20 protein-coding genes are annotated in these 23518 nt (G+C 65.4%); 13 read left to right on the forward strand and 7 right to left on the reverse strand.

All coding sequences use genetic code 11. The features are described from left to right. The first annotated feature begins 188 nt into the window (after window positions 1-188). From GQ651_RS05110 to GQ651_RS05130, 5 genes are all read left to right on the forward strand, one after another. Window positions 189-1400: an MFS transporter gene (locus tag GQ651_RS05110; protein ID WP_160763107.1), complete on the forward strand. Its 1212-nt coding sequence runs from the start codon at window positions 189-191 to the stop codon at window positions 1398-1400. 213 nt (window positions 1401-1613) lie between these two features. Then, the gene (locus GQ651_RS05115) at window positions 1614-3410 is read left to right on the forward strand and encodes an extracellular solute-binding protein (RefSeq protein ID WP_227257963.1); all 1797 of its coding nucleotides are present in this window, start codon (window positions 1614-1616) and stop codon (window positions 3408-3410) included. Between the two features lie 7 nt (window positions 3411-3417). Continuing rightward, the gene (locus tag GQ651_RS05120) at window positions 3418-3534 is read left to right on the forward strand and encodes a lipoprotein (RefSeq protein ID WP_160763109.1); all 117 of its coding nucleotides are present in this window, start codon (window positions 3418-3420) and stop codon (window positions 3532-3534) included. Between the two features lie 293 nt (window positions 3535-3827). Beyond that, on the forward strand, window positions 3828-4862 hold the full coding sequence (locus tag GQ651_RS05125) for an SH3 domain-containing protein (protein ID WP_160763110.1): 1035 nt from the start codon (window positions 3828-3830) through the stop codon (window positions 4860-4862). Window positions 4863-4964: 102 nt separating this feature from the next. Further along, a complete protein-coding gene (locus GQ651_RS05130; RefSeq protein ID WP_160763111.1) occupies window positions 4965-5792 on the forward strand; it encodes a hypothetical protein in 828 nt (275 codons plus the stop codon). A gap of 174 nt (window positions 5793-5966) precedes the next feature. Here GQ651_RS05130 and GQ651_RS05135 read toward each other — a convergent pair whose 3' ends face one another. Then, a complete protein-coding gene (locus tag GQ651_RS05135; protein ID WP_160763112.1) occupies window positions 5967-6371 on the reverse strand; it encodes an HIT family protein in 405 nt (134 codons plus the stop codon). 418 nt (window positions 6372-6789) lie between these two features. Between GQ651_RS05135 and GQ651_RS05140 the strand changes: the two genes are divergently transcribed. From GQ651_RS05140 to GQ651_RS05160, 5 genes are all read left to right on the forward strand, one after another. Further along, a complete protein-coding gene (locus GQ651_RS05140; RefSeq protein ID WP_160763113.1) occupies window positions 6790-7146 on the forward strand; it encodes a hypothetical protein in 357 nt (118 codons plus the stop codon). 54 nt (window positions 7147-7200) lie between these two features. Further along, window positions 7201-7410: a hypothetical protein gene (locus GQ651_RS05145; protein ID WP_160763114.1), complete on the forward strand. Its 210-nt coding sequence runs from the start codon at window positions 7201-7203 to the stop codon at window positions 7408-7410. Between the two features lie 126 nt (window positions 7411-7536). Beyond that, on the forward strand, window positions 7537-9015 hold the full coding sequence (locus GQ651_RS05150; RefSeq protein WP_160763115.1) for a class I adenylate-forming enzyme family protein: 1479 nt from the start codon (window positions 7537-7539) through the stop codon (window positions 9013-9015). After that, window positions 9012-9680 (forward strand): DsbA family oxidoreductase, encoded by a 669-nt coding sequence (locus GQ651_RS05155; RefSeq protein WP_160763116.1) that lies wholly within the window; start codon window positions 9012-9014, stop codon window positions 9678-9680. Before GQ651_RS05150 ends, GQ651_RS05155 begins: the two co-directional genes overlap by 4 nt. Next, entirely contained in the window at window positions 9677-10918 is a 1242-nt protein-coding gene (locus GQ651_RS05160) for an MFS transporter (RefSeq protein WP_160763117.1), read from the forward strand. The genes GQ651_RS05155 and GQ651_RS05160 overlap by 4 nt, the downstream gene beginning before the upstream one ends. Here GQ651_RS05160 and mfd read toward each other — a convergent pair. Together mfd and GQ651_RS05170 are read right to left on the reverse strand one after the other, a co-directional pair. Continuing rightward, entirely contained in the window at window positions 10915-14382 is a 3468-nt protein-coding gene (mfd, locus tag GQ651_RS05165) for a transcription-repair coupling factor (RefSeq protein WP_160763118.1), read from the reverse strand. The genes GQ651_RS05160 and mfd overlap by 4 nt on opposite strands. 45 nt (window positions 14383-14427) lie before the next feature. Then, window positions 14428-14964, reverse strand: coding sequence for a component of SufBCD complex (locus tag GQ651_RS05170; protein WP_160763119.1), 537 nt, complete (start codon window positions 14962-14964; stop codon window positions 14428-14430). A 117-nt stretch (window positions 14965-15081) separates the two neighbouring features. Between GQ651_RS05170 and hemB the strand changes: the two genes are divergently transcribed. After that, window positions 15082-16077, forward strand: a complete 996-nt coding sequence (gene hemB, locus GQ651_RS05175; RefSeq protein WP_160763120.1) for a porphobilinogen synthase — start codon at window positions 15082-15084, stop codon at window positions 16075-16077. A gap of 124 nt (window positions 16078-16201) precedes the next feature. Here hemB and GQ651_RS05180 read toward each other — a convergent pair whose 3' ends face one another. Next, the gene (locus GQ651_RS05180; protein WP_160763121.1) at window positions 16202-17026 is read right to left on the reverse strand and encodes a DUF481 domain-containing protein; all 825 of its coding nucleotides are present in this window, start codon (window positions 17024-17026) and stop codon (window positions 16202-16204) included. Window positions 17027-17340: 314 nt separating this feature from the next. On the opposite strand from GQ651_RS05180, the gene GQ651_RS05185 reads away from it, so the two are divergent. Next, window positions 17341-17898, forward strand: coding sequence for a lipid-binding SYLF domain-containing protein (locus GQ651_RS05185; protein WP_160763122.1), 558 nt, complete (start codon window positions 17341-17343; stop codon window positions 17896-17898). Window positions 17899-18209: 311 nt separating this feature from the next. Here the strand turns inward: GQ651_RS05185 and GQ651_RS05190 are convergent, their stop codons facing one another. From GQ651_RS05190 to GQ651_RS05200, 3 genes are all read right to left on the reverse strand, one after another. Then, window positions 18210-19352, reverse strand: coding sequence for an MFS transporter (locus GQ651_RS05190; protein WP_160763123.1), 1143 nt, complete (start codon window positions 19350-19352; stop codon window positions 18210-18212). Between the two features lie 75 nt (window positions 19353-19427). Then, window positions 19428-20066, reverse strand: coding sequence for a sulfotransferase family protein (locus GQ651_RS05195; protein ID WP_227257964.1), 639 nt, complete (start codon window positions 20064-20066; stop codon window positions 19428-19430). Between the two features lie 38 nt (window positions 20067-20104). Beyond that, window positions 20105-20977: an NAD(P)-dependent oxidoreductase gene (locus GQ651_RS05200; RefSeq protein ID WP_160763124.1), complete on the reverse strand. Its 873-nt coding sequence runs from the start codon at window positions 20975-20977 to the stop codon at window positions 20105-20107. Between the two features lie 74 nt (window positions 20978-21051). Between GQ651_RS05200 and GQ651_RS05205 the strand changes: the two genes are divergently transcribed. Next, complete coding sequence (locus tag GQ651_RS05205; protein WP_160763125.1) at window positions 21052-23517, forward strand: penicillin acylase family protein; 2466 nt, start codon at window positions 21052-21054, stop codon at window positions 23515-23517. Window position 23518: the final 1 nt, after the last annotated feature.

Raw genomic sequence — 23518 nt, forward strand, 5'->3', positions numbered from 1 at the left:
CTCACCACGGACCGGTCGCGGATGACACCATTCCGCCGTGAGTATTTTCCCAAGAAGAAAGACAGTTTGAGTCAAATTTTCGCTTCTTCTGTTCACAAATACTCATGGCCTCCGCGGCGGGCCAGGCGCGGCCCCGGACGTAGGCGATTTCGCTTCCCGACCGCGCCCGCCTGACATAGCGTCCGCCCATGAGCGCCACCCAACATGACAGTGCCTATGCTTGGACACGGCTCGCGATTTCGCTCGCCATCGCCGTCGCGGGCAATATCGGCATGTGGGCGGTTGTGGTGGTGCTGCCCGACATGCAGGCCGATTTCGGCACCGGCCGGGCCGACGCGACATGGCCCTATATCCTGGCCATGCTGGGCTTCGCGCTGGGCAACGTGGTCTTCGGGCGCGCGGTGGACCGCTTCGGGATCGTGCCGGTTCTGGTCGCGGCCGGGCTTGCCTCGGGGCTCGGCTTCGCGGCTGCGGCCCTGTCCGAGGCATGGATCGTCGTGACCCTGATGCACCTCGTGCTTGGCCTCGGCGCCTCGGCCACCTTCGGCCCGCTCATCGCGGATGTCTCGCAATGGTTCCGCCGGCGGAGGGGTATCGCCGTCGCGCTGGCCGCCAGCGGCAACTATCTCTCGGGCGTCGTCTGGCCGCCGGCCATCATCTGGGTCATGAGCGTCAGCGACTGGCGCGGCGCCTACCTGATGCTGGCGATTGCCATTCTCGCGACCGTCATCCCCGGGGCCTTCCTGCTCCGGCCCCGGATCGACAGTGCCACCGACGCGCTTGCCACCGCCGATGCTGCGGCGAATGCCCAGGCCACGGGTCTCTCACCCCGCGCACTGACCGTGCTTCTGGCGATTGCGGGGATCGGTTGCTGCGTGGCGATGTCCATGCCACAGGTCCATATCGTCGCCCTCTGCGTCGACCGGGGCTTCGGCGCCGAGGCGGGGGCCGGGATGCTCAGCCTGATGCTGGCAGGCGGGGTCGTCTCGCGGCTTGTCTCGGGCGCACTGGCCGACCGGTTCGGCGGGCTCGTCACACTGCTCATCGGCTCGACGCTTCAGATGCTGGCGCTTTGCCTCTTCCTGATCGACGGCGGCCTCACACCGCTCTACCTCATCGCGCTGATCTTCGGCCTCAGCCAGGGTGGAATCGTCCCGGCCTACGCGATCATCATCCGCGAATACCTGCCGCCCCGCGAAGCCGGTGGCAGGGTCGGAATCGTTCTCAGCGTGACCATTCTCGGCATGGCGCTTGGCGGCTGGATCGGCGGCTGGCTTTATGACCTGAGCGGCAGCTACGCGCTTGCGATCTGGAACGGCGTGGCCTGGAACATGCTCAATATCGGCATTGTCCTCGCGATCCTCGCCCGGCGCGGTCCGCGCCCGCTCGTCCCTGCCTGAGACACGCGATGCGACCAAAAAAAACGCCCGCACAAGGCGGGCGTTAAGTTATTGAGGCAGGTTTCATACAGGCAAGAAACCTATCGAGCAGTGCCCCATTTATACGCAATGAATTGCCGGGGGCCAAGCTAAAAGTTTGAAAACATTTACTGTGGCCCTTAGGCTTCACTTCCAAAGAACATAAGGAGCAGAAGGATTGTCGCGAAAATGCGAATGAACTTTTTCCGCGCCGCATCGCTCGCCGCTCTCTGTACGGCCAGCACCGCCGGAGCCGAGCCGCAACACGGCATAGCTATGTATGGCGCGCCCCAGCTTCCACCGGATTTTGTGTCGCTCCCCTATGCCAACCCGAACGCACCCAAGGGCGGCGCCATCGTCCAGGGCGAGGTCGGCAGCTTCGACTCGCTCAATCCTCACATCCTGAAAGGCAACGTGCCGTGGCAGCTTCGCTTCCTCGCGCATGAGAGCCTGATGGGCCGGTCCTATGACGAACCCTTCACGCTCTACGGCATTCTGGCCGAATCGGTCGAGACCGCGCCGGACCGCTCCTGGGTCGAGTTCACGCTCCGCCCCGAGGCGCGGTTCTCGGACGGCACGCCGGTCACGGTCAAGGACGTGATATGGAGCTACGAGACGCTCGGGACCGTGGGCCATCCGCGCTATCTGGGATCGTGGGAAAAGGTCGAGAGCATCGAGGCAACCGGCGAACGCGCGGTCCGCATCACCTTCAACACCGCCGATGACGAACTGGCGCTTATCATGGGCATGCGCCCGATCCTGAAAAAGGCACAATGGGAGGGGCGCGATTTCGCGGAATCCGGCATCGACCAGATCCCGATCTCAAGCGCGCCTTACGTGATCTCGGATTTCGATCCGGGCCGCTACGTGGTGCTGACCCGGAACCCCGACTATTGGGGCGACGGCGTGGTGCCCTTCATGAACGGTCAGGCCAATCTGGACGAGATCCGCATGGAGTTCTTCTCGGACGGCACCGCCATGTTCGAGGCCTTCAAGGGCGGTCTTCTGAACACGATGCGCGAGACCAATGTCCAGAAATGGGACACGCAATACGACTTTCCAGCCGTGCAGTCGGGCGACGTGGTCAAGTCGATCATCCCGCATCAGCGCCCCTCGGGCATTCAGGGGCTGGTGATGAACACGCGCCGCCCGCTCTTCGAGGACTGGCGCGTCCGCGAGGCGCTGATCACCGCCTTCAACTTCGACTTCATCAACCAGACGATCAACGGCGATCCGCAGCCGCGCATCACGTCCTATTTCTCGAACTCGATCCTCGGCATGGAGCCGGGCCCGGCGACGGGCCGCGTGCGCGAGTTTCTGGAAGACGTGCAACCGCATCTCCTGCCCGGCGCGATCGAGGGCTATGAGCTGCCCGGCGGCGACGGGACCGAGCGGAACCGCCGCGCCATCCGCCGCGCCATCGGCCTGATGGAGGAAGCGGGCTGGACCCTGACCGACGGCGTTCTCCGGGATGACGCGGGCGAGCCCTTCGCCTTCGAGATCCTGCTGCAGACCGGCGCGACCGAAACGCAGCAGGTCGTCGACCTCTATGTCAGCGCCCTGGAGCGGATCGGCGCTCAGGTCAACGTCACCACCGCCGACAGTGCCCAGTTCAAGGAGCGCACCAACGTCTTCGATTTCGACATGACGTGGTACATCCGCGGCCTCTCGCTCAGCCCCGGCAACGAGCAGCGTCTCTACTGGGGCGTCGACGCCGCCGGCACCGACGGTAGCCGCAACTGGATGGGTGTCGAGAGCCCCGCCATCGAGGCGCTGGTGGACCGCCTCCTCACCTCGGAGAGCCGCGACGACTATATCGCCGCAGTCCGCGCGCTGGACCGGGTGTTGATTTCGGGACGCTACGTGGTGCCGATCTGGCACGCGCCCATCTCGCGTCTTGCCCACGCGAAAGAGCTGAAGTACCCGGAAACCCTGCCGATGTACGGCGACTGGATCGGCTTCCAGCCCGACGTCTGGTGGTACGAGGAGTGAACACGACATGAAGAAGATCGTCCTTTTCGCCGCGCTTCTCGCAGGCCTCGCCGCCTGCAACACGATCGAGGGCTTCGGTCAGGATGTCTCCGCCGGCGCCCGCGCCGTGGACCGCGCGATCTGACCTTGCGCGAGTGATGCGAGCGAGACGCCCCCGCAGCAGCCTGCGGGGGTGTTTGCGTTCTGGTGGCTACCCCCCTTGGGGCTGAACTCTGGCTCGCGATTTTCCTGACAAGGGCCACCCGGAAGCATGATGAAACGCAACAAACGCCCGGCTTGACGGCTGTTTGCCTGTCCGCACCGCACGCCACAAACCGTCCACCCCGGTTGATTTCAGCCTGTTCAGCGGTCACGATTGAGGTTCGTCGCGGCCTGACGTTGTTCTCTCAGGCCTATCGGGCTCAAGGGAGGTGACCTATGACACTGATCCGCCATGTCCTCGCATTCCTATTCGTGGTCTCGACCGCAATCGGCGTATCGGCGCAGGATCGAAGCGTGAATGTCAGCTTCCCGCCGGGGATGACGGCGACAACGATCGACGGCACCGTTTCGGGCCGTGATGCGGTACTCTACCGGGTCGGGGCAGAAGCCGGGCAGACGATGAGCGTCGTCTTGTCCTCCGACAACGCCGCGACCTATTTCAATGTCTACGCCCCGGGCCGCTCTCTCGGTGACGAAGCACTCGCCATCGGAGAGATGTCCGACCCAATCAACAACTGGTCCGGGGACCTGCCGGCGTCGGGTGAGTATACCGTCGCGGTGTTTCTCTTCCGATCTGCAGCGCGTCGCGGCGAGACGTCGAACTTCCGCCTGGACGTTTCCGTCATCGGTTCGACAGGAGAAGCGGTCAGCAACGACTTTGCAGACGGTCTGGCGGGCGGACCCGACTTTCTTCAGGTAGCCGTTTCGGGCGGCGGAACGCTGAACCTGCGCGCAGGCCCGTCGGGCGGGGCTGGTATCGTCACGCGCCTTTCGAACGGGCAGAATGTCCGCAACCTCGGGTGCAGAATGACCGAAGGCCGCCGGTGGTGCCGCGTGGCCACCCTTGCCGATCCCGGCTACGAAGGCTGGGCGGCAGGCGATTTCCTCATAGAGGGAACGGCGGAGACCACTTCCGGCGCTCCGGGCATGTCAGTCGGGGACGGCGAAGAACGCGTTCAGTTCGCCTCGGGCGCCTCAGGCGCCGAACCGCGCGGTCAGCTGGCACCGGGCGAGTCCCGGCGGTATGTCCTGAACGCCCGTAGCGGGCAGAACCTCTATGTCCGTGTCGCACCGCAAGGTGATCCGATGTCCTATCAGATCTTCAACCCGGACCAGACGTTCCTGGTGGATCAGGTCTCCAGCGAACAGGAGTACCGGAGTCAGCTCTGGCAGTCGGGCGACCACGTTGTCGAGGTGATCAACCGCACCAACAGCGTTGCCGGTTATTCGGTCATCATGGGTATAGAATGACGCCTCTGGGGTTCCCGGATTGATCTGGAACCCACGATGTAGAACGATGCGCCCTCGCCTCCGCGTCGGAGCGATGAGACCGCCGAAGGGAGCCCCGAACAGGTGAGATTGTCGAATTTCAACGAGCTGACCAAATGGTCGAATCTTGCGAGGTTGGCATCCGGCAACCTTCCGAAACTGACAATCGCTGCTCCGTTCATCGCGTTCATCATCTTTCACAACGAGCCACTTCAGCCCTTTCTTTCGCTCTCCGAGGAAAGGCACTCCTCGCCTACGGTCGAACTTCTGTCACGGGCACGCTTCGACATCTTCTATCTCGGTCTTGTCATCGTGGGATCGGGCGTCGCGCTGTTCACGCTCTTCTGCCCCAGACAGATCACCGCCTATCGTGGCTATGAGGATTTCATCAGTTCCAAGGAAGCGACGAAGACGGCCAATGGCATCGCCGGAAGCCTCAGGTTTTCGATTGCGGACTTCCTGCGAGATGCGCGCGACACGGACGAGGTCCGCGACGAGGCGGGCGGATCGTTAAAGTACCCGCGAAGATTCCGGGAGGGGCTGATCAGCCTCGTCCGGTCGGGGTCACGCGCGGCGCTGACCGACGAACAGATGGCATCGGCAGGAAACATCGCACGCGACAGCGATCCGGAGGTCCGGGAGGTTCTCAGACAGCTCGACGACAGCGGCCCCGATCCGAGCGGCTTCAAGAGCAAATTCTACGACAACCTCCACCTGCTATCGATCGACGTCTTCCGGCTGGAATACCTGAAAGCCGACTACTCGAAGCCCTCCGCCCGTGCCGCCACTTTCTGGCTGATCGTCATGGGCACGACCGTCGTTCTCATCCCGACGGTGATTACGACAATCCTCGTCATCTCTGACCTGTTCTCGGTCACAACGCAGCAGCCGTTTTTCGATGACGGAATGTGAACGCCGCAAGTGGATGGCCCGCGCCGTGGACCGCGCGATCTGACCTTGCGCGCGTGATGCGAAGAAGACGCCCCCGCAGCAGCCTGCGGGTTTTTGGGGGGGGGGGCGGACCGCGGGATTGCGGGACAAAGCTGCCGAAGCGATTGGCGCTGTGAAGGTCCGGTCTCACTTTAATCACAACTCTTGCATGTGAGTTCGAATGTGGTTTGCGAGTGCCGTGCGATCATCTTCAGGTACCGGGGCTGTGCTCCAAGTTAGGCGCACATCATCTCCATGCCAGCGTGGTTTCACGTGCATGTGCAAGTGAAACACGTCTTGCCCGGCGGCTTGTCCGTCTGAAAGGATCAGATTTACTCCTTCACAATTGGTTGCTGCGCGTACCGCATCGGCAACCCGTTTCGCCGCAAGAAGAATACCTGCGCTTGCTTCCTCATCTAAGCCTGCAAGACCGATGGTGTGCTTTATCGGCGCGATTAGCGGATGGCCCTCAAGTGAAAGGAAGGCAATTACTTGATCGTCACGAAAAAGAACGTGTCCAGGAGCTTCGCCAGCGATAAGTGAGCAAAAAATACATGTCATACTGTATCTTGGCACTTTCGGTTACGACTAGCGAGGCGCAAGAAATAGCCGATTGATTGCAGACATTCGCGCAAATTGCAGCATCGGTCAAAATGGGCTCGTTGAGGACCTACGCCGCGTTGTGCAAGATTACTTGGGCCGGAATGCCGGCCGCCCGGAACGGCCGGGCGCGCTTGCCCTCAGATGGTCTGACTGCTCCGAAGGTTCGCGCGCTGCGCTGCGCCACATCAGCAACGGCGCGTATCGAATATGGCCTCTTGGACGCGGTCGTCGGTATCAGTCGTTCCTTGGCCGCGGTGGTCACTTATCAATGCATCGAATTTCGCGCCTTTCCCCAGCCCTCCCAACTCCAAGGCCCTCTTTTTCGGAACCATCCCCTCTCCGCCTGCATTGGCCCTCTGAAACAGGAGGAATTTACATGCAGTGGTCCGATGTCTCGAAAGACTGGCCGGCGTTTCAGGACTCGATCAAGGCCCGGTGGCCCGAGGTCGATCAGCAGACGGTGGCCGACATGTCCGGAGAGCGCGCCGTCTTCAACGCTTATCTCGGCCAGACACTTGGCCTGACCCCGCGCGAGGCTGACGAGCAGATCGACGAATGGCTGCAGGGGCCTCTTCCGCTCGACGCGGTGGCGGCACCCGTGCGGGACAACCGTACCCTGTCCGAAAGCCGCGCCCATATCCCCGAGGGCGAGGACGTTTATGCCGACGATCAGGCTTTCGGTGACGACGACAAAACCGACCGCCCCATCGGTCGCGACTTAGCGAATAATTAGGGCTTTCCGACCAAGCTCATCGAAGGCCCACCCCACAGACGGAGGACGCCGAGAATGGACACGGCATTTGGCACCGCGCTGAAGCGCATCACCGATTGGTTTCCCAACAGCGACGCGACCGTGATCGGTGCGCTTCTCGGTCACCGCGACGCGGTGGCCCGCTACCTCGCTCAGGTGCACGAAGTGACTGTCGCCGAGGTGGCGGAAGTCCTCGATGCCCTCCTCGGCCATCGCGAGATGACGCTTCCCCTCGCAGCCGAGTAAAAAACGCATCACCTTCGATGAGGGTTCGCCCCTGCCCTGAGGCGCAGGGCGTTTTTGCGTTCTGTCGACGCCGCGCGCCGCGCGCGCCCATTGCACGCCATTGCCGGCGGCGCTACGTCCGACGCCATGTCCGACCCGACCGCCACGCCAGCCCCCGACGGCTTCAACCTCGCCCACCACGTGCTCTGGCGGAACGATGCCCCGGGCGACAAGATCGCGCTGGCGGTCCTGACCGCTTCAGGGGCCGAGCGTTTCAGCTATGACCGGTTGCGCGCCTCCGTCCTGACCGCTGCGGCGGGGCTTCTCGACGCCGGGCTGATGCCTGGAAACCGGCTGGTTCTTGCGCTCGGCAATACGAGCACCTTTCCTGTCGCCTTTCTCGCCGCCATTGCCGCCGATATCCTCCCCGTCCCTGTCCCCTCGGGCCTGACCCCGGACGAGACGGCGCAGCTGGCCCAAGCGCTTGACCCCGCGGCCGTTCTGACCGCCGGGACCGGCGCTGTCTGGCCGGGCATCCGACACCTTACCCCCGACATCCTGACCGGCTCCTCGCCGCTCGACCGCCCACGCACCGGCGATGCGAACCGGCCCGCCTATCTGATGGTCACCTCCGGCACCACGGGCCGACCGCGTCTTGTCACCCACGCGCACCGTGCGATCCTCGGTCGCATCCCGATGCGCGCGGGCTGGACAGGCCTCGGCCCCACCGACCGGATGCTCCACGCGGGCGCGTTCAACTGGAGCTACACTCTGGGCACCGGCCTGCTCGACCCCTGGTCGGTAGGCGCGACCGCTCTCGTCCCGGCGCAGAACACCGATCCTGCCCTGATCGCGCTGCTCGCAAAGCGGCACGACGCCACGATTCTCGCCGCAGTGCCGGGGGTCTATCGCCGCCTACTTGCCGGTCCGTTGCCGCCCTTGCCACGCCTCCGACACGCACTCAGTGCGGGCGAGGCGCTGGCCCCCAGCCTCCGCGCCCGCTGGCAGGAGGTCACCGGTACCGACATTCACGAGGCGTTCGGCCAGACCGAATGCTCGACCTTCCTTTCCGGCAGCCCCGACGCCCCCGCGCCCTCAGGCACGCTCGGCCGCGCCCAGCCCGGACGCCGCGTGGCGATCCTCGACGACAGCGGCGCGCCCCTGCCCCCCGACACGATGGGCCAGATCGCGGTGTCGACCGACGACCCCGGCCTCGCGCTTCTGGTCGACGGAGCACCTCCGGCGGGCGACTGGTGGGGCACGGGTGACATGGGGACGATGTCCGCCGATGGCTGGGTCACCTATCTGGGCCGGGCCGACGATATCCTCACCGCCGGCGGCTACCGGCTGTCTCCGACCGAGATCGAAGCGCCCTTCACCGCCCATCCAGACATCACTGCCGCCGCCGCCGTCGACCATCGGCTGGGCCCGGAAACCGTGATCGTCGCACTTCACTACAGCGCCGACGAACCCCTCGCAGACGCCGAGCTTCAGGCCCTTGCCGCCCGCCACCTCGCCCCGCACAAGCGTCCGCGTCTGTTCATCCACGCACAGACCCTGCCGCGAGGGGCCAACGGAAAGCTCTTGCGCCGCGCGCTCAGGGCTGCGACAGACCCCGCATCATGATCAAGCTCGACATTCTTTCCGACCCGGTCTGCCCCTGGTGCTATATCGGCAAGGCCAATCTGGACCGCGCGCTCGAAGCGGCGCCCGACCACCCCTTCGCCATCGAATGGCATCCGTTCCAGCTGAACCCCGACATGCCCGAAGGCGGCATGGACCGGCGCGCCTATCTTGAGGCCAAGTTCGGCGGCAAGGACGCGGCGGTGCAGGTCTATGCCCGGATAGCCGAGGCCGCCGAGGCGGCGGGTCTGAATATCGACTTCGGCAAGATCCAGACCACGCCGAATACCCTCGACGCGCATCGACTGATCCACTGGGCCGGGCTGGAGGGTCGCCAGACGGCGGCGGTGTCGCGGCTCTTCAAGGCCTATTTCGAAGAGGGTCTCGATATCGGGGACCGCGAAGTTCTTCTGGACATCGCCGAAGGCATCGAGCTCGACCGCGAGATGATCGCGCGCCTGTTCGACAGCGGCGCGGATCTCGACGATATCCGCGAGCGCGACGCCCACGCACGCGCCCGTGGCGTCACCGGCGTGCCCACCTTCGTCGTGGCGAACCAGCACGTGGTGCCCGGCGCGCAGCCGCCCGAGCTCTGGGCGCAGGTGATCGGGGAACTGCATCAGGCCATGGCCGCCGATCAGGACGACGGCACCGCCACCGGACAATGAGCGCCTCCGCCGACATCGCAGCGGCGCGCCCGTCGCGCGCGCCGGTCTCGCAACCCGAACTGATCGCGCTTGTAGCCATGCTGATGGCAACGGTGGCCTTTTCCATTGACGCCATGCTGCCCGCCCTGCCCGCCATCGCGCGGGACGTGGCCGGGGGCGACCAGGCGCGGACGGCACTTGTCATCGCGGCCTTCATGCTGGGCATGGGGGCCGGCACGCTCTTTTCCGGGCCTCTCTCGGACGCCTTCGGGCGCCACCGGATCGCCACATGGGGGGCGGTGCTCTATATCGCGGCGGCTCTCGCTGGCGCCATGGCCGACAGCCTCGAGACGCTGATCGCCGCGCGCCTCGTGCAGGGCATCGGCGCAGCGGGGCCGCGGATCGTGGCGCTTGCCATCATCCGCGATCTCTATTCCGGACGGCAGATGGCGCGGATCGTCAGCTTTACCATGACGGTCTTCGCGCTGGTCCCGGTCCTTGCGCCCAGCCTCGGCGCGGGGCTGGAATGGGCCTTCGGCTGGCGCGGCATCTTTTTCGCCTTCGCGATCTTCTCGGCCCTCTCGATCCTCTGGCTCAGACTGCGCCTGCCCGAGACGCTGCCTGCCGAGAGCCGCCGTCCCTTCCGGCTGGCCATGCTGAAAGCGGGGCTGACCGAGATCGTGGCCCACGCCCAGGTGCGCCGCGCGACGGCGACGCAGGCGCTGATCTATACGGTGCTTTTCGCCTGCCTTCTGTCCAGCCAGCCGGTCTTCGACATCACTTTCGATAGGGCGGCCACCTTTCCGCTCTGGTTCGGACTGGTTGCCGCCGTCTCGGCGGGCGGCAGCTTTCTGAATGCGCGGATTGTGGTCCGGCTGGGCATGCTCCGGGTGATCCGGGGCGCGCTCTCGGTCATGGCCGTCTACGCGGCGCTCTACCTCGCCCTTCTACTGACCACTGGAACCGCCCACGCGCTCGGCTTTCCGCTCTATCTTCTCTTGCTGATCGCGGGGTTTTCGCTGGCCGGGCTCTGCATCGGCAACCTGAACGCGCTCGCAATGCAGCCCCTTGGCCACATCGCCGGGCTGGCCGCATCCACCATCTCGGCGGTGGCGACGAGCGCGGGCGCGGTGATGGCCATCCCGGTCACGCTTCTCTTCGACGGCACGCCCCGCGCGGCGGCGATAGGCATTCTGGTGGCGACGGTGGCGGCGCTGACGCTGACCCGCCGCCTGACCGAGCCTGCCGAGCCTCTCTAACCCTTGGGCGCCTGCCGCCCGCCTGCCCGCGCCTTCTTGGCCAGATCCTGCGCCACGGCAAAGGCACCCTGTATCCGGTCCTTGGTCTTCGTCCAGTCGCGGCGCACGATGATCTTGTTGTCCTTCACCTTGGCCAGACCCTTCTGATCCTTGATGAAGTCCACCAGACCTTCGGGGTTCGGGAACTTGTCGTTGTGGAACTGGATGGTCGCGCCTTTCGGCCCCGTGTCCAGCTTGGCGATATGCGCCTTCTTGCACTCGGCCTTGATGCGGACGACCAGCAGAAGCGTGTTCACTTCCTTGGGCAGCTTCCCGAAGCGGTCGATCAGTTCGGCGGCGAAGCTTTCCAGCTCCACCTTGGACGACAGCTCCGAAAGGCGACGATAGAGTCCCAGCCGCACGTCGAGATCCGGCACATACTCTTCCGGGATCAGGACCGGCACGCCCAGATTGATCTGCGGCGCCCACTGGTCGTCGGCCTCGCTCAGCCCCTCCAACTCGCCCGCCTTGATCTTGGCAATCGCCTCTTCCAGCATTGACTGGTAGAGTTCGTAGCCGACCTCGCGGATATTGCCGGACTGCTCTTCGCCCAGAAGGTTGCCCGCCCCCCGGATATCGAGGTCCTGACTGGCGAGCGCAAAGCCAGCGCCGAGGCTGTCGAGCGAGCCGAGCACCCTGAGCCGCTTTTCCGCCTGCGGCGTCAGCTTGGCGCGGGGCTTCCGCGTCAGATAGGCATAGGCACGGGTCTTGGACCGGCCCACGCGCCCCCGGATCTGGTAAAGCTGCGCAAGGCCGAACATGTCGGCGCGGTGAACGATCATGGTGTTGGCGGTCGGGATATCGAGGCCCGATTCCACGATGGTCGTCGCCATAAGCACGTCGAACTTGCCGTCGTAAAAAGCGTTCATCCGGTCGTCCAGCTCGCCCGCCGCCATCTGACCATGGGCGATGACGTAAGTGACCTCGGGCACGTTGTCCTTCAGCCACTCCTCCATCTCGGGCAGGTCGCTGACGCGGGGCACCACGAAGAAGGACTGACCGCCCCGGTAATGCTCGCGCAGAAGCGCCTCGCGGATGGTGATCGTGTCGAACTCGCTGACATAGGTGCGGATCGCCAGACGGTCGACGGGGGGCGTGCCGATTATCGACAGATCCCGCACGCCCGTAAGCGACAGTTGCAGCGTGCGCGGAATGGGCGTCGCGGTCAGGGTCAGGACGTGGATGTCCGAGCGGAGCTGTTTCAGCCGCTCCTTGTGGTTCACGCCGAAATGCTGCTCTTCGTCGATGATCAGCAGGCCGAGGTTCTTGAACCGGACCCCTTTGGCCAGAACCGCATGGGTGCCGATGACGATATCCACCTCGCCCCGCGAGAGGCCGTCGCGCGTCGCTGCCGCCTCCTTGGCCGAGACGAAGCGCGAGAGTTGCCGCACATTGACCGGAAAGCCCCGGAACCGCTCCTTGAAGGCCTTGGCGTGCTGACGCGCCAAGAGCGTCGTCGGCGCGATGATCGCCACCTGCGCGCCCGACATCGCGGCAACGAAGGCCGCGCGCATCGCCACCTCGGTCTTGCCGAAACCGACATCGCCGCAGACAAGCCGGTCCATCGGACGCCCCGAGGCGAGGTCGTCGAACGTGTCCGCGATGGCGCGCAGCTGGTCGTCGGTCTCTTCATAGGGGAAGCGCGCGGCGAAGGCGTCATACATGCCGTCGGGCGGCGTCAGGATCGGCGCGCGCCTCAGATGCCGCTCGGCGGCGATACGGATCAGCCGGTCCGCGATCTCGCGGATACGTTCTTTCAGCCGGGCCTTCTTGGCCTGCCACGCCCCGCCGCCCAGCTTGTCGAGCAGCCCCTCCTCGTGGCCGTACCGGCTGAGGAGTTCGATATTCTCGACCGGCAGGAACAGCCGGTCCCCGCCCGCGTATTCGAGCAGAAGGCATTCATGCGGCGCTCCAAGCGCCTCGATCACCTCCATGCCCTTGTACCGCCCGACGCCGTGGTCGACATGGACAACCAGGTCGCCGGGGGAAAGCGTCTGGTGCTCGGTCAGGAAGTTCTCGGCCCGGCGCTTCTTCTTGGTCTGGCGGATCAGCCGGTCGCCAAGGACGTCCTGTTCCGAGATGACCGTCAGCCCGTCCGGCCCGGTGAAGCCGTGATCCAGCGCCCAGACCGCAAGAAGCAGCCCGCCTTGGCCCTCCGGCACGTCGCGCCAGTCGTCGATCAGCGTGGCGCCTGCGACGCCCTCGTCCTCCATCAGGCCCGACAGACGCTCACGCGCGCCCTCGGAATAGGAGGCGATGATCACCTGCCCCTCTTTCCGCCGCGCCTCCACATGCGACGCCAACGCTCCAAAGAGGCTGACCTGCTCTTGCTGGCGCTCGGGCGCGAAATCCCGTCCGATCCGCCCGCCCGCGTCGATCACGCCGGGGCCGGTCGGCTGCGGCAGCGCGGTGAAATAGAGCAGACGGCGCCCGTCGGTAACCGTCTGCCAGGCGGCATCGTCAAGGTAGAGCCCCGATGGCGGCGCGGGCTTGTAGACGCTGTCCATCCGCCCCTTGGCCGTCATCGCCTCGCGCCGCGTGTCGTACTGATCCGCGATGCTCTCCCACCGGGCAAGGCGCGCGGGCGTGATCTCGTCATCCAGCGTCACCGGCGCGTCGGGCAGATAGTCGAACAGCGTCTCCAGCCGCTCGTGGAAGAAGGGCAGCCAGTGCTCGATCCCCTGATGCTTCCGACCGGCGCTCACCGCCTCATAGAGCGGATCGTCGGTGCCGGCGGCGCCGAATTCCAGCCGGTAGTTCTGCCGGAACCGGGTAATGGCCGCATCGTCGAGGATGACCTCCGAGACCGGCGCAAGCTCGACCATGTCGAGGGGCTCGGTCGTTCGCTGGGTGCCGGGATCGAAGCGCTTCGCGCCGTCCAGCACGTCCCCGAACAGGTCCAGCCGGACCGGACCGCCCTCGCCCGGCGGATAGATGTCGATGATACCGCCCCGGATCGCGTAATCGCCCGGCTCGGCGACGGTGGGCGACTGGGTGAAACCCATGCGGACAAGGAACGCCCTCAGCCCCGCCTCGTCGATCCGGTCACCCACGCGGGCGGTGAATGCCGCCTCGCGGAGCGTCTCGCGCGCAGGCACGCGCTGCGTGGCGGCGTTGAGCGTCGTCAGCAGGACGAACCGCCTCGGCATCCCGTGGACCAGCCCCGCCAGCGTCGCCATCCGCGCCGCCGAGATATCGGCATTGGGCGACACCCGGTCATAGGGCAGACAGTCCCAGGCGGGGAAGGTCACCACGGGCAGGGACGGCGCGAAGAAGGCCAGCGCATCCCGCATCGCGGCCAGCCGCTTGTCGTCCCGCGCGATATGCATGACAGGCCCGCCCGCCTGATCCAGTTCGGACAGGAGCCGCGTTGCGTCGAACCCCTCGGGCGCGCCGCTGACGATGACATGATCGGGGCCAGACATGGGCGGTCAGGTGCCTTGCCCCCGCCCGGCTGTCAACGGCTTTCGTCAGTTCGGGAAAGGCACCACGTGCAGATTCCGGTACATGCCGAACATGGCCGTGACGAAGATCGACACGACGCCCAGCATCTGGGTCATCATCCGGTGGGTCATCAGGCGGCGGATCAGGTCGCGCCCGGCAGGCGCGGTGGCGCGGATCTTCCGCGACGTCCAGACCGACAGAAGCCCGAGGATCGTCATCGGCAGCGCCAGAAACAGCGTGGCCTGTGCGAATTCCACGTCATAGAGCACCGCCATAACGCCCAAACCGGTCAGCACCGCCGAGCCGAACAGGATCAGCCAGACGCCCGAGACCTCGGCGATATAGAGGATGCGATTGACGTTGACCCGGACAAGGTCCTGCAGGTCGGCCATAGCCTCGCCCGCATCGTCCTTGTCGCGCCGCGCGCGCAGGATCATGTCGAAAGGCACGCCCAGAACCCAGTGGCTGACCGATGACCACAGCACGGCCAGCGCGATCCAATACCAGAGATTGGAAAAGGATCGCATGTCGATGACTTCGAAAACGGTATCGTACCAGCTCACGCCTTGCCTCTCGGGGTCGGTTTTTCCGGGACACTAGGCAAAGGGCCAAGGCTTGACCAGTGTTCACCCGGCGGCTACCGCAATTGGAGACGAAACCGTGCAGAAAGACCGCGATCCATGACGACTGGCTCCTTCCCGGCAACGCGCTTCCGGCGCACCAAGACCAAGGACGCGATGCGCCGGCTCGTCCGCGAGACGGGGTTCAGCGTGGACGACCTGATCTGGCCGATCTTTCTGAGGGATGGCGAGGACGACGAGACACCCGTGGCCTCGATGCCGGGCGTGTCGCGCCTGACGGTGGACCGGGCGGTCAAAGCGGCGGAAGAGGCCGCACGTCTCGGCATCCCGGCGATCTGCCTCTTTCCCTATACCGACATCTCGCTTAAGACCGAGCTCTGCGAAGAGGCGTGGAACCCCGATAACCTGTCGAACCGCACCACCCGCGCGATCAAGGACGCGGTGCCCGAGATCGTCGTGATGACCGACGTGGCGCTCGACCCTTACAACATCAACGGCCATGACGGGATCGTCCGCGACGGCATCATCGTGAACGACGAGTCCGTCGAGGCGCTGGTGCGGATGGCACTGGCGCAGGCGGCAGCGGGCGCCGATATTCTCGGGCCGTCCGACATGATGGACGGGCGGATCGGCGCGATGCGCAAGGCGCTGGAAAGCGCGGGATATCAGGATGTTGCGATCCTGTCCTACAGCGCCAAATACGCCTCGGCCTTCTATGGCCCGTTCCGCGACGCGGTCGGCGCCTCCGGCCTTCTGACCGGCGACAAGAAGACCTACCAGATGGACCCCGGCAATACCGACGAGGCGCTGCGCCTGATCGAGCGCGACCTCAACGAAGGGGCCGATATGGTCATGGTGAAACCCGGAATGCCCTATCTCGACATCTGCCGGCGCGTGTCGGAACGCTTCAACGCGCCCCTCTTCGCCTATCAGGTGTCCGGCGAATACGCGATGATCCGCGCGGCGGCGGAGAACGGCTGGATCGACGGCGAACGGGCCATGCTCGAAAGCCTGATGGCGTTCAAGCGCGCGGGCTGCGACGGCATCCTCACATATTTCGCCCCCGAAGTGGCCCGGCTTCTGGCCAGGGGCTGACGGCGGAACACGCCACTTTCGGACTTTCTTCTTGGAGAAAATACTCCGAGGGGGTCCGGGGGAGCAGCGCTCCCCCGGTCGGTCGACGCGCCCGTCAGGGCGCGGCGAAACAAGGCGCGAAGGCTTACTCGAAGTTGTAGACGAGCGACACACCGAAGGTGTTGTCGGTCGACTTGAAGCCCGGCTGCGGGTCGGTGTGGTACTCGGTCTCGACACTCGTCCGAAGCGCCAGCGTCTCGGTCATCGAGACGTTGAGACCGAGATCGTTCAGCACGACCGTATCGCTCTCCGACCAGACGACATCGGTGTCGTTGGTGACATACATCGTGTCGCTCAGACGGTTCAGATAGTTCGATTCCAGCACGATCGCGCCTTCCTCGAAGTCACCGTCCACCGCGGCGTCCAGATCGGCCACGCGGTAGCCCGGGCCACCCTGCACGGTCCACTGGATGTCGCTCGTGTCATAGATGCGGTAACCCGCACCAAAGCCCACGAATGTGTCGGTCTCGAAGGCCGAGAACTCGTCGACGGTGCCCTGCACGGTGGCGAAGGCGAAGACGCGGGGCGTCAGGTCGCGGGTATATTCGAGGTCATAGAACAGGCTCTCTTCGGTCTTGGTGCCGTCGGTTTCGCCGTAGGCATAGTTCAGTTCCAGCGACACGCCGTTGGTGCCGTCGTACCAGATCAGGTCGGTCCCGATGCCGACATCGGCATTATCGCTGTTGCCGCTCGCTGCAGTGGCGCGGACAGCGGCCGAGCCCGAGAAGCCGAGGGGCCGGCCCTCGTTTCCGAATTCGCCAAGGTCGCGCTCGAAATCGTCTTCGATCTCTTCGCGCAGGTCCTCGTTCAGGTCCGACGCGTTGGCACCGTCGAACGCGGTCTGCGCCATGGCGGTATGCGCCAAGAAAAGCGTCGCGATCGAGGTGGTGATCAGGAGTTTGCGTTGCATGATTTGCCCTTTACTCGGTTACAATGAACAATTGGGCGCGCGCAGATATCCGCGCCCGCCGGAGGGTCAACGAAACACGTCACGCTTCGGTCTCAAGCGGATGGGGATTTTTCCCCTGTATCGGCGGATATCCACCGGTCGCGAGGGCCGGATGCCCGATTCCCGTGCACCTCTCGGGAACGTGAAACGGCGAAGTGTCGCGGAAACGGACGCTATAGAGGGTGACACCGAAGGCGCATTCCCCTATAATTTGGGGCGAATGGCCAGATAAGGCCGTCATTGAGGCAACACGATCTAGAAAAAGGGCAGACCCCATGACACGCATCCCCCGCCGTGCGCTCCTCAGCGGAGCAGCCGCGACCCTTGGCCTTGCCGCCTGCGGCAACGGCGTCGGTTCGCCGGGCGCCGCCAATATCGACGCCCGCGTCGCCAACACGCTCGCCTATCTCGCGAACCAGTATCCCGGCACCAACGACCTGAACGACAAGGCCGTGGGCAAGCTGGTCATGCCGCTCATCACCGAGGCGTCCTTCGGCTTCGGCGGTGCCTACGGGCGCGGCGCGCTTCTGGTGAACGACATCACCGTCGACTACTACAGCGCCACGCAGGCCAGCTTCGGCATTCAGGCCGGCGCGCAGCAATACAGCCACGTGCTCTATTTCATGACGGAAGAGGCACTGGCCGAGTTCCGCGCCTCGTCCGGCTGGGCCGCGGGTGCCGATGTGGAATACGCGGTGAACGACCGGGGCGGCAACCTCTCGGCCGAGACCACGACCGTCCTCGCCCCCGTCATCGCCGTCGTCTTCGGTCAGGCCGGGCTTCTGGCGGGCGCTTCGGTTGAAGGCACGAAATACACGCGCATCATCCCCTGATCCGCGACGACGCCACGCGGATCACGGGCGGTGCCAACCGGCGCCGCCCTTTTTTTCTGTCTCGGTACTCGGTTGGAAGGATGACGGCGCCGCCATCTCTGGCGTGAACCCGGATCGTCTTGCCCGGAGGGGTGTCCGGGCCGTTCGAACGCGACTCCCCTCGGCGCTTTGCGGGCGCTGTCTCGGGGGCCGGATGTCATCGGTACAAGCGGCGTTCCGCACCGCAGGGAAGCTTCGGGTGACGGGAATACGGCACGCGCCCTCAGAAACGGTAACCGATGCGCGCGAGCACCCGCGTGCCCTGGCAACGCCTACGCCCGGCGGGCTGCCGGGATCAGCGCAAGGATACCAATGGTCAGCGCAGAAAAGACCATGCCCGCAACGAAAGCAGCCTCCGGGCGACCGGCCACGTCCGAGGCCCACCCGGCGATCACCGGCATCGTCAGCATCGAGGCGTAATAGACCGTGAAGAACAGCCCCATTCCCGCCGCGCGTTCCTCTCTCGGGATCAACAGTCCCGCCAGCCCCATGACCGGCCCGGCGGACAGCCCGCAGGCGGCGCCGAACCCGATGAACAGCCAGAGTGACGAGCCTCCCGCTGCCATCGCGCCCAGAAGCGCGGTCATGGCAAGTACGCAGACCACGATCAGCGAGACATAACGCCCGGTCCGGTCGGCCACTATGCCGCCCAGGGGGCCGATGATGGCAAGCGCGACCATGGTAAGGCTGGTGACCCGGCCGGCCGCCTCGACCTCCATGCCGCGGGACGTCAGAAGCGCCACGCCGAAGCCGAAGACCACCGCCAGCGCGCCGTTGAACGTGCCCCAGGCGCCGCCCGTCACCAGCGCCATCGCCACGGTGCGGCGCCCGGCCCAGAACCCGGCCTTGCGGTCGGAGGCGCCGGGCGCAGGCGCATAGCCGAAGAACAGAAGCGCTGCCAGACCGGCCAGCAGCGCCGAGATCATCAGCGCCGCCGACAGCCCGCTTGCACCCGCCACGGGCGGCAGAAGGACAAGGGCCAGCGCAATCCCGGCAGGCCAGGACATGACGAAGATCGACATGGCGGTCGCGATCTCGCGCCCCTCGAACCAATCTGCGACCATCTTGGTCATCACGATGTTCATCACCACGCCGCCCACACCCGCCATGAGCCGCCCTGCGACCGTCGCGGTCCAGCCGGGGACCAGCGCCATGATCAGAAACCCCGCCGCCATCAGGATCAGCGACAGGATGACGATGCGTTTCTCCCCGATCCGGTTCGCCAGCGCGCCGCCCGGAATGGCAAGAAGCAGCCCCGGCGTCATGTAGAGGCCAAGCAGGAACCCGACCGCTCCAAGACCGATGCCAAAGGTCTCGCGCAGAAAAGGCGACAGGGCCGCAACGGTCTGGAACTGAAACGCCATGACCGTGCGCGCAAGAAACAAGAGCGCCAGCGCACTCCAGCGATTCGACATGTTCCGATCTCCCCTAACGCGCGGAGACTATCAGGCAAGCCCACGAAACCGCGACGAAATTCTGTCGTGCGGATCCTAGCCCTTTTCGCGTTGGATGGCGGTCTGCTCGGCCCGCGTCTGGTCGGCACGGGCCTGAAAATCCTCGGCGGTGTTCCCGCGTGGAAAAGGCTTGTCCGGGACAGGCACGCCCAGGAATTCGCAGAGTGGCTCCCAGCCCGATCCAAGCTCGTAGGTCAAGAGCCGGTCCGGCCCGAACGCCGCCTGAACCTCTTCGATCTGGCGCCGGTAAATCGCGACGATATGTTCGGGATCGTCGATCCTGTCGTCGAAGATCCTGGCGCGGAGCGCCAAAGCCATCGGCGTCGGATCGTTCTCGGGACGCATACGGTTCAGAATGGTCTTGTCCATGCTGGCGAGCCAGCTTTCGGCGCTGCGGACCGTCAGCAGGATACGGGCCTCGGGGAAATGCGCCGCCAGCTCGCGCCAGTAATGCGCCGCCGGCCAGTCCACGGTGGCTTCGAACCCGTCAAAGATCCGGTCCCAGTCGGGTTCTCGGTCGCCGTTCAGGACATCTACCCAGGCATCGTAGAGATCCTGTCGCGGAAGGACCTCGTACATGTGATGGCAGGGGCTGAGGCCGAGCATTTCAAGCGCGCGCTTCATCGAGTCGGTTCCGGTCCTGCCGAACCCCGCGCCAATCACCTTCAGCCCCATGTCGCCCTCCTGTCCGCATGATGCGGCCGGGCGGTGGCCTATCCCGCCGCGCGCAGCCGCTTGATCAGGCTCGACGTGTCCCAACGCCCGCCGCCCATCTTCTGAACATCCTTATAGAACTGATCCACAAGGGCTGTCACCGGCAGGCTTGCGCCCGTCTCATTGGCGGTCCTCAGGCAGATGTCCAGATCCTTCCGCATCCAGTCGACGGCGAAGCCGTGGTTGAAATGATCGTCCAGCATCGTCTCGTAGCGGTTCGCCATCTGCCACGAACCTGCTGCACCCTGACTGATGACCTCGACCACGGCGCGCCCGTCGAGACCGGCCTTCTCGGCGAAATGAAGCGCCTCGGACAGGCCCTGGACCAGACCGGCGATGGCGATCTGGTTGCACATCTTGGTCATCTGGCCCGCGCCGCTCTCGCCGATGCGGCGGCAGATCTTGGAATAGGCGTCGATGATCGGCTCGGCGCGGGCATAAGCGTCCTCGTCGCCGCCGCACATGACCGACAGAACGCCGTTCTCGGCCCCCGCCTGCCCGCCCGAGATGGGCGCATCGACGAAGGAGATACCGCGCTCTTTCGCGGCCGCGTACAGCTCGGCCGTGACCGCAGCGGAAACGGTCGTGTGATCGACGAAGACCGACCCTTCTGCCATGCCTGCAAACGCCCCGTCCTCGCCCAGGCAGACCGAGCGCAGATCGTCGTCATTGCCGACGCAGGCCATGACGAACTCGGCGCCGTCGGCGGCCTCGCGCGGTGCCGCGGCGGCGGCCCCCTTGTGCGCGCCCGTCCATTTGCCCGCCTTCTCCGACGAGCGGTTGTAGACGGTCACGTCATGTCCGGCTGCCGCAAGATGCCCCGCCATCGGGTATCCCATGACACCCAGTCCCAGAAACGCGCATTTCGCCACGTCAGCCTCCCTTGTGTTCCGATTGTTCCGGGGGTTTACCTAACGGACAGGCAATCCCAGTCAATAAGGCGTCCATGCTACGGCTTTTTCGATGGCTTCTCAGGATCGTCACCGGTGCGGTGATCCTGTCCATGCTCGCGGTGGCGCTGCTTTACTGGTTCTTTTCGCGTTCGGTCCCCGACTATAACGAAACGCTGGACGTGGCGGGCATCTCGGCCCCGGTCGAGATCGTGCGGGACAATGCAGGCGTGCCGCATATTTTCGGCGCCAATGACATGGATGTCTATTACGGGCTGGGCGTCGCCCATGCGCAGGACCGGCTCTGGCAGATGCTTCTGCTCCGGCGCACGGCACAGGGGCGGCTTTCCGAGCTTTTCGGGGCGGCCACGCTGGACGTGGACATGCTGATCCGGCGCTTCGACCTCTACCCGCTGGCGGTGCGCTCGATGCGGGTTCAGAACGACTACACCACCGCCGCGCTGGAAGCCTATGCCGCCGGGGTGAACGCGTGGCTCCGCGAGGTGAACGAGGGCGCGCGGGGCCGTGGCGCGCCGGAATTCTGGCTGTTCGAGCCCGCCATCGCGCCGTGGCAACCGGCGGATTCGCTCGCCATCGGCAAGCTGATCGCGCTCGATCTGTCGAGCCATCTGGATGCCGAGGTGCTGCGCGCGCGCGTGTCGCTGGTGCTGCCGGACGAGCGCGTGCAAGACATCCTGCCCGATACGCCGGGCGACGGGACGGCCGCGCTGCCGGAATATGCGAGCCTCTTCGATGAGACCCTTCCGCGCTATGCCGATTTCGGGCCGATGCCCGAGCATCCGCTCTCGCCCTTCAAACCGCGCGACATGGCGGGGGCATCGAACGCCTGGGCCGCCGCGCCGTCGCGCTCGGCCGCGGGCGCCACGCTTCTGGCGAGCGACCCTCATCTCGACCTGACCGCGCCGGCCATCTGGTACCTTGCCCGACTGGAACTGGAAACCGGCGGGATCATCGGCGGCACTTTCCCCGGCGCGCCCGTGATGCTGGTCGGCCGCTCGGACCGGCATGGATGGGGGCTGACCACCTCCTATGCCGACGATCAGGACGTCTATATCGAGAAGGTGAACCCCGATAACCCCGAAGAGGTGCTGACCCCCGAGGGCTGGAAGCCGCTCACCGCGCGCACCTCGATCGTCCGGGTCAAGGATGCCGAACCGGTGACGCTGACGCTGCGCTGGTCGGAGAACGGGCCGATCCTGCCCGCGCGGCACTACAACCTCGGCGCTGTAACGCCTCCAGGTCACGTTGCTTCGGTTGCGTGGACCGCGCTTTCGGACGAGGACACGTCGGTTCAGGCGCTGATGGGGATCATGCGCGCAAGCGACGTGGACGAGGCCCTCGCCGCCAGCGAGGACTTCGTCGCGACCTCGCAGAACCTTGTCGTGGCCGACCGCGAGCGGATCGCGCTCCGCACCATGGGCGCGCTGCCCCGACGAAGCGCGCGGCACCAGACCGAAGGCCGGATGCCCGCGCCCGGCTGGATCGCCGAGAACCGCTGGCAGGGTCGCCTGCCGCAGCGCACCAACCCCGCCTTCATTGACCCCGAAGGCGGGATTGTGGGCAACACCAACAACAAGATCATCGACCGCGCCTTCCCGCTGCATGTCAGCCACCGATGGGGCGACACGCAGCGCGTCCAGCGCTGGCAGCGGCTGATGCAGGGGCGCGAGGTGCATACCCGCGAGAGCTTTATCGAGGCGCAGCTCGACACGGTCAGCGTGACCGCGCGGACGCTTCTGCCGCTGGTCGCGCGCGATCTCTGGTTCACCGGCGAGGCCGCGCCGGAGGGCACGCCCGAGCGCCAGCGCCGCCGCGCGCTCGACCTCCTGGCCGAGTGGAACGGCGAGATGAACGAACACCTGCCCGAGCCTCTGATATATGCAGCCTGGATGCGCGCCTTGCAGGAACGTCTGATCCGGGACGAGCTTGGGCCGCTGTCCGAAGAATTCACCCGTCCGCAGCCGGTCTTTCTGGAACGCGTCTTCCGCGATGTCGACGGGGCCGCGCGCTGGTGCGACGTGATCCAGTCGGCCCCCGTCGAGACCTGTTCCGATATCGCGCGCCTGTCGCTCGACGATGCACTTCTCTGGATCGCCGAGACCTATTCGACCAACCTCGAAAGCCTCCGCTGGGGCGACGCCCATGAGGCGACCCATGACCATCCCGTCCTTGGCGATATCGGCTGGATCTCATGGCTGGTGAACATCCGGCATTCGACCTCGGGCGGTGATTTCACGCTTCGCGTCGGGCAGTCGAAAGGCGAAGGCGCGACGCCCTTCCACAGCGTCAAATCGGCGGCCTATCGCGGTGTCTATGACTTTGCGGACCCGGATTCGTCGGTCTTCATCATCTCGACGGGCCAGTCGGGCCACCCGCTCAGCCGTCATTACGACGATCTGGGCGAGCTCTGGCGGCGGGGCGAATACATCCCCATGACCCTCGATCCCGACCTTGCACGCGCGGGCGCAGTGGGCATCAACCGTCTGGTGCCCGCGCCATGAT

The organism is Kangsaoukella pontilimi, from assembly GCF_009830125.1.
GTDB classification, from domain to species: domain Bacteria; phylum Pseudomonadota; class Alphaproteobacteria; order Rhodobacterales; family Rhodobacteraceae; genus Kangsaoukella; species Kangsaoukella pontilimi.

Bases quoted from the DNA above. Each gene is read 5' to 3' on its own strand.
- GQ651_RS05110 (WP_160763107.1), top strand. From the start codon at position 189: ATGAGCGCCACCCAACATGACAGTGCCTATGCTTGGACACGGCTCGCG.
- GQ651_RS05115 (WP_227257963.1), top strand. From the start codon at position 1,614: ATGAACTTTTTCCGCGCCGCATCGCTCGCCGCTCTCTGTACGGCCAGC.
- GQ651_RS05120 (WP_160763109.1), top strand. From the start codon at position 3,418: ATGAAGAAGATCGTCCTTTTCGCCGCGCTTCTCGCAGGCCTCGCCGCC.
- GQ651_RS05125 (WP_160763110.1), top strand. From the start codon at position 3,828: ATGACACTGATCCGCCATGTCCTCGCATTCCTATTCGTGGTCTCGACC.
- GQ651_RS05135 (WP_160763112.1), bottom strand. From the start codon at position 6,371: ATGACATGTATTTTTTGCTCACTTATCGCTGGCGAAGCTCCTGGACAC.
- GQ651_RS05140 (WP_160763113.1), top strand. From the start codon at position 6,790: ATGCAGTGGTCCGATGTCTCGAAAGACTGGCCGGCGTTTCAGGACTCG.
- GQ651_RS05145 (WP_160763114.1), top strand. From the start codon at position 7,201: ATGGACACGGCATTTGGCACCGCGCTGAAGCGCATCACCGATTGGTTT.
- GQ651_RS05150 (WP_160763115.1), top strand. From the start codon at position 7,537: ATGTCCGACCCGACCGCCACGCCAGCCCCCGACGGCTTCAACCTCGCC.
- GQ651_RS05155 (WP_160763116.1), top strand. From the start codon at position 9,012: ATGATCAAGCTCGACATTCTTTCCGACCCGGTCTGCCCCTGGTGCTAT.
- GQ651_RS05160 (WP_160763117.1), top strand. From the start codon at position 9,677: ATGAGCGCCTCCGCCGACATCGCAGCGGCGCGCCCGTCGCGCGCGCCG.
- mfd (WP_160763118.1), bottom strand. From the start codon at position 14,382: ATGTCTGGCCCCGATCATGTCATCGTCAGCGGCGCGCCCGAGGGGTTC.
- hemB (WP_160763120.1), top strand. From the start codon at position 15,082: ATGACGACTGGCTCCTTCCCGGCAACGCGCTTCCGGCGCACCAAGACC.
- GQ651_RS05180 (WP_160763121.1), bottom strand. From the start codon at position 17,026: ATGCAACGCAAACTCCTGATCACCACCTCGATCGCGACGCTTTTCTTG.
- GQ651_RS05185 (WP_160763122.1), top strand. From the start codon at position 17,341: ATGACACGCATCCCCCGCCGTGCGCTCCTCAGCGGAGCAGCCGCGACC.
- GQ651_RS05190 (WP_160763123.1), bottom strand. From the start codon at position 19,352: ATGTCGAATCGCTGGAGTGCGCTGGCGCTCTTGTTTCTTGCGCGCACG.
- GQ651_RS05195 (WP_227257964.1), bottom strand. From the start codon at position 20,066: ATGGGGCTGAAGGTGATTGGCGCGGGGTTCGGCAGGACCGGAACCGAC.
- GQ651_RS05205 (WP_160763125.1), top strand. From the start codon at position 21,052: ATGCTACGGCTTTTTCGATGGCTTCTCAGGATCGTCACCGGTGCGGTG.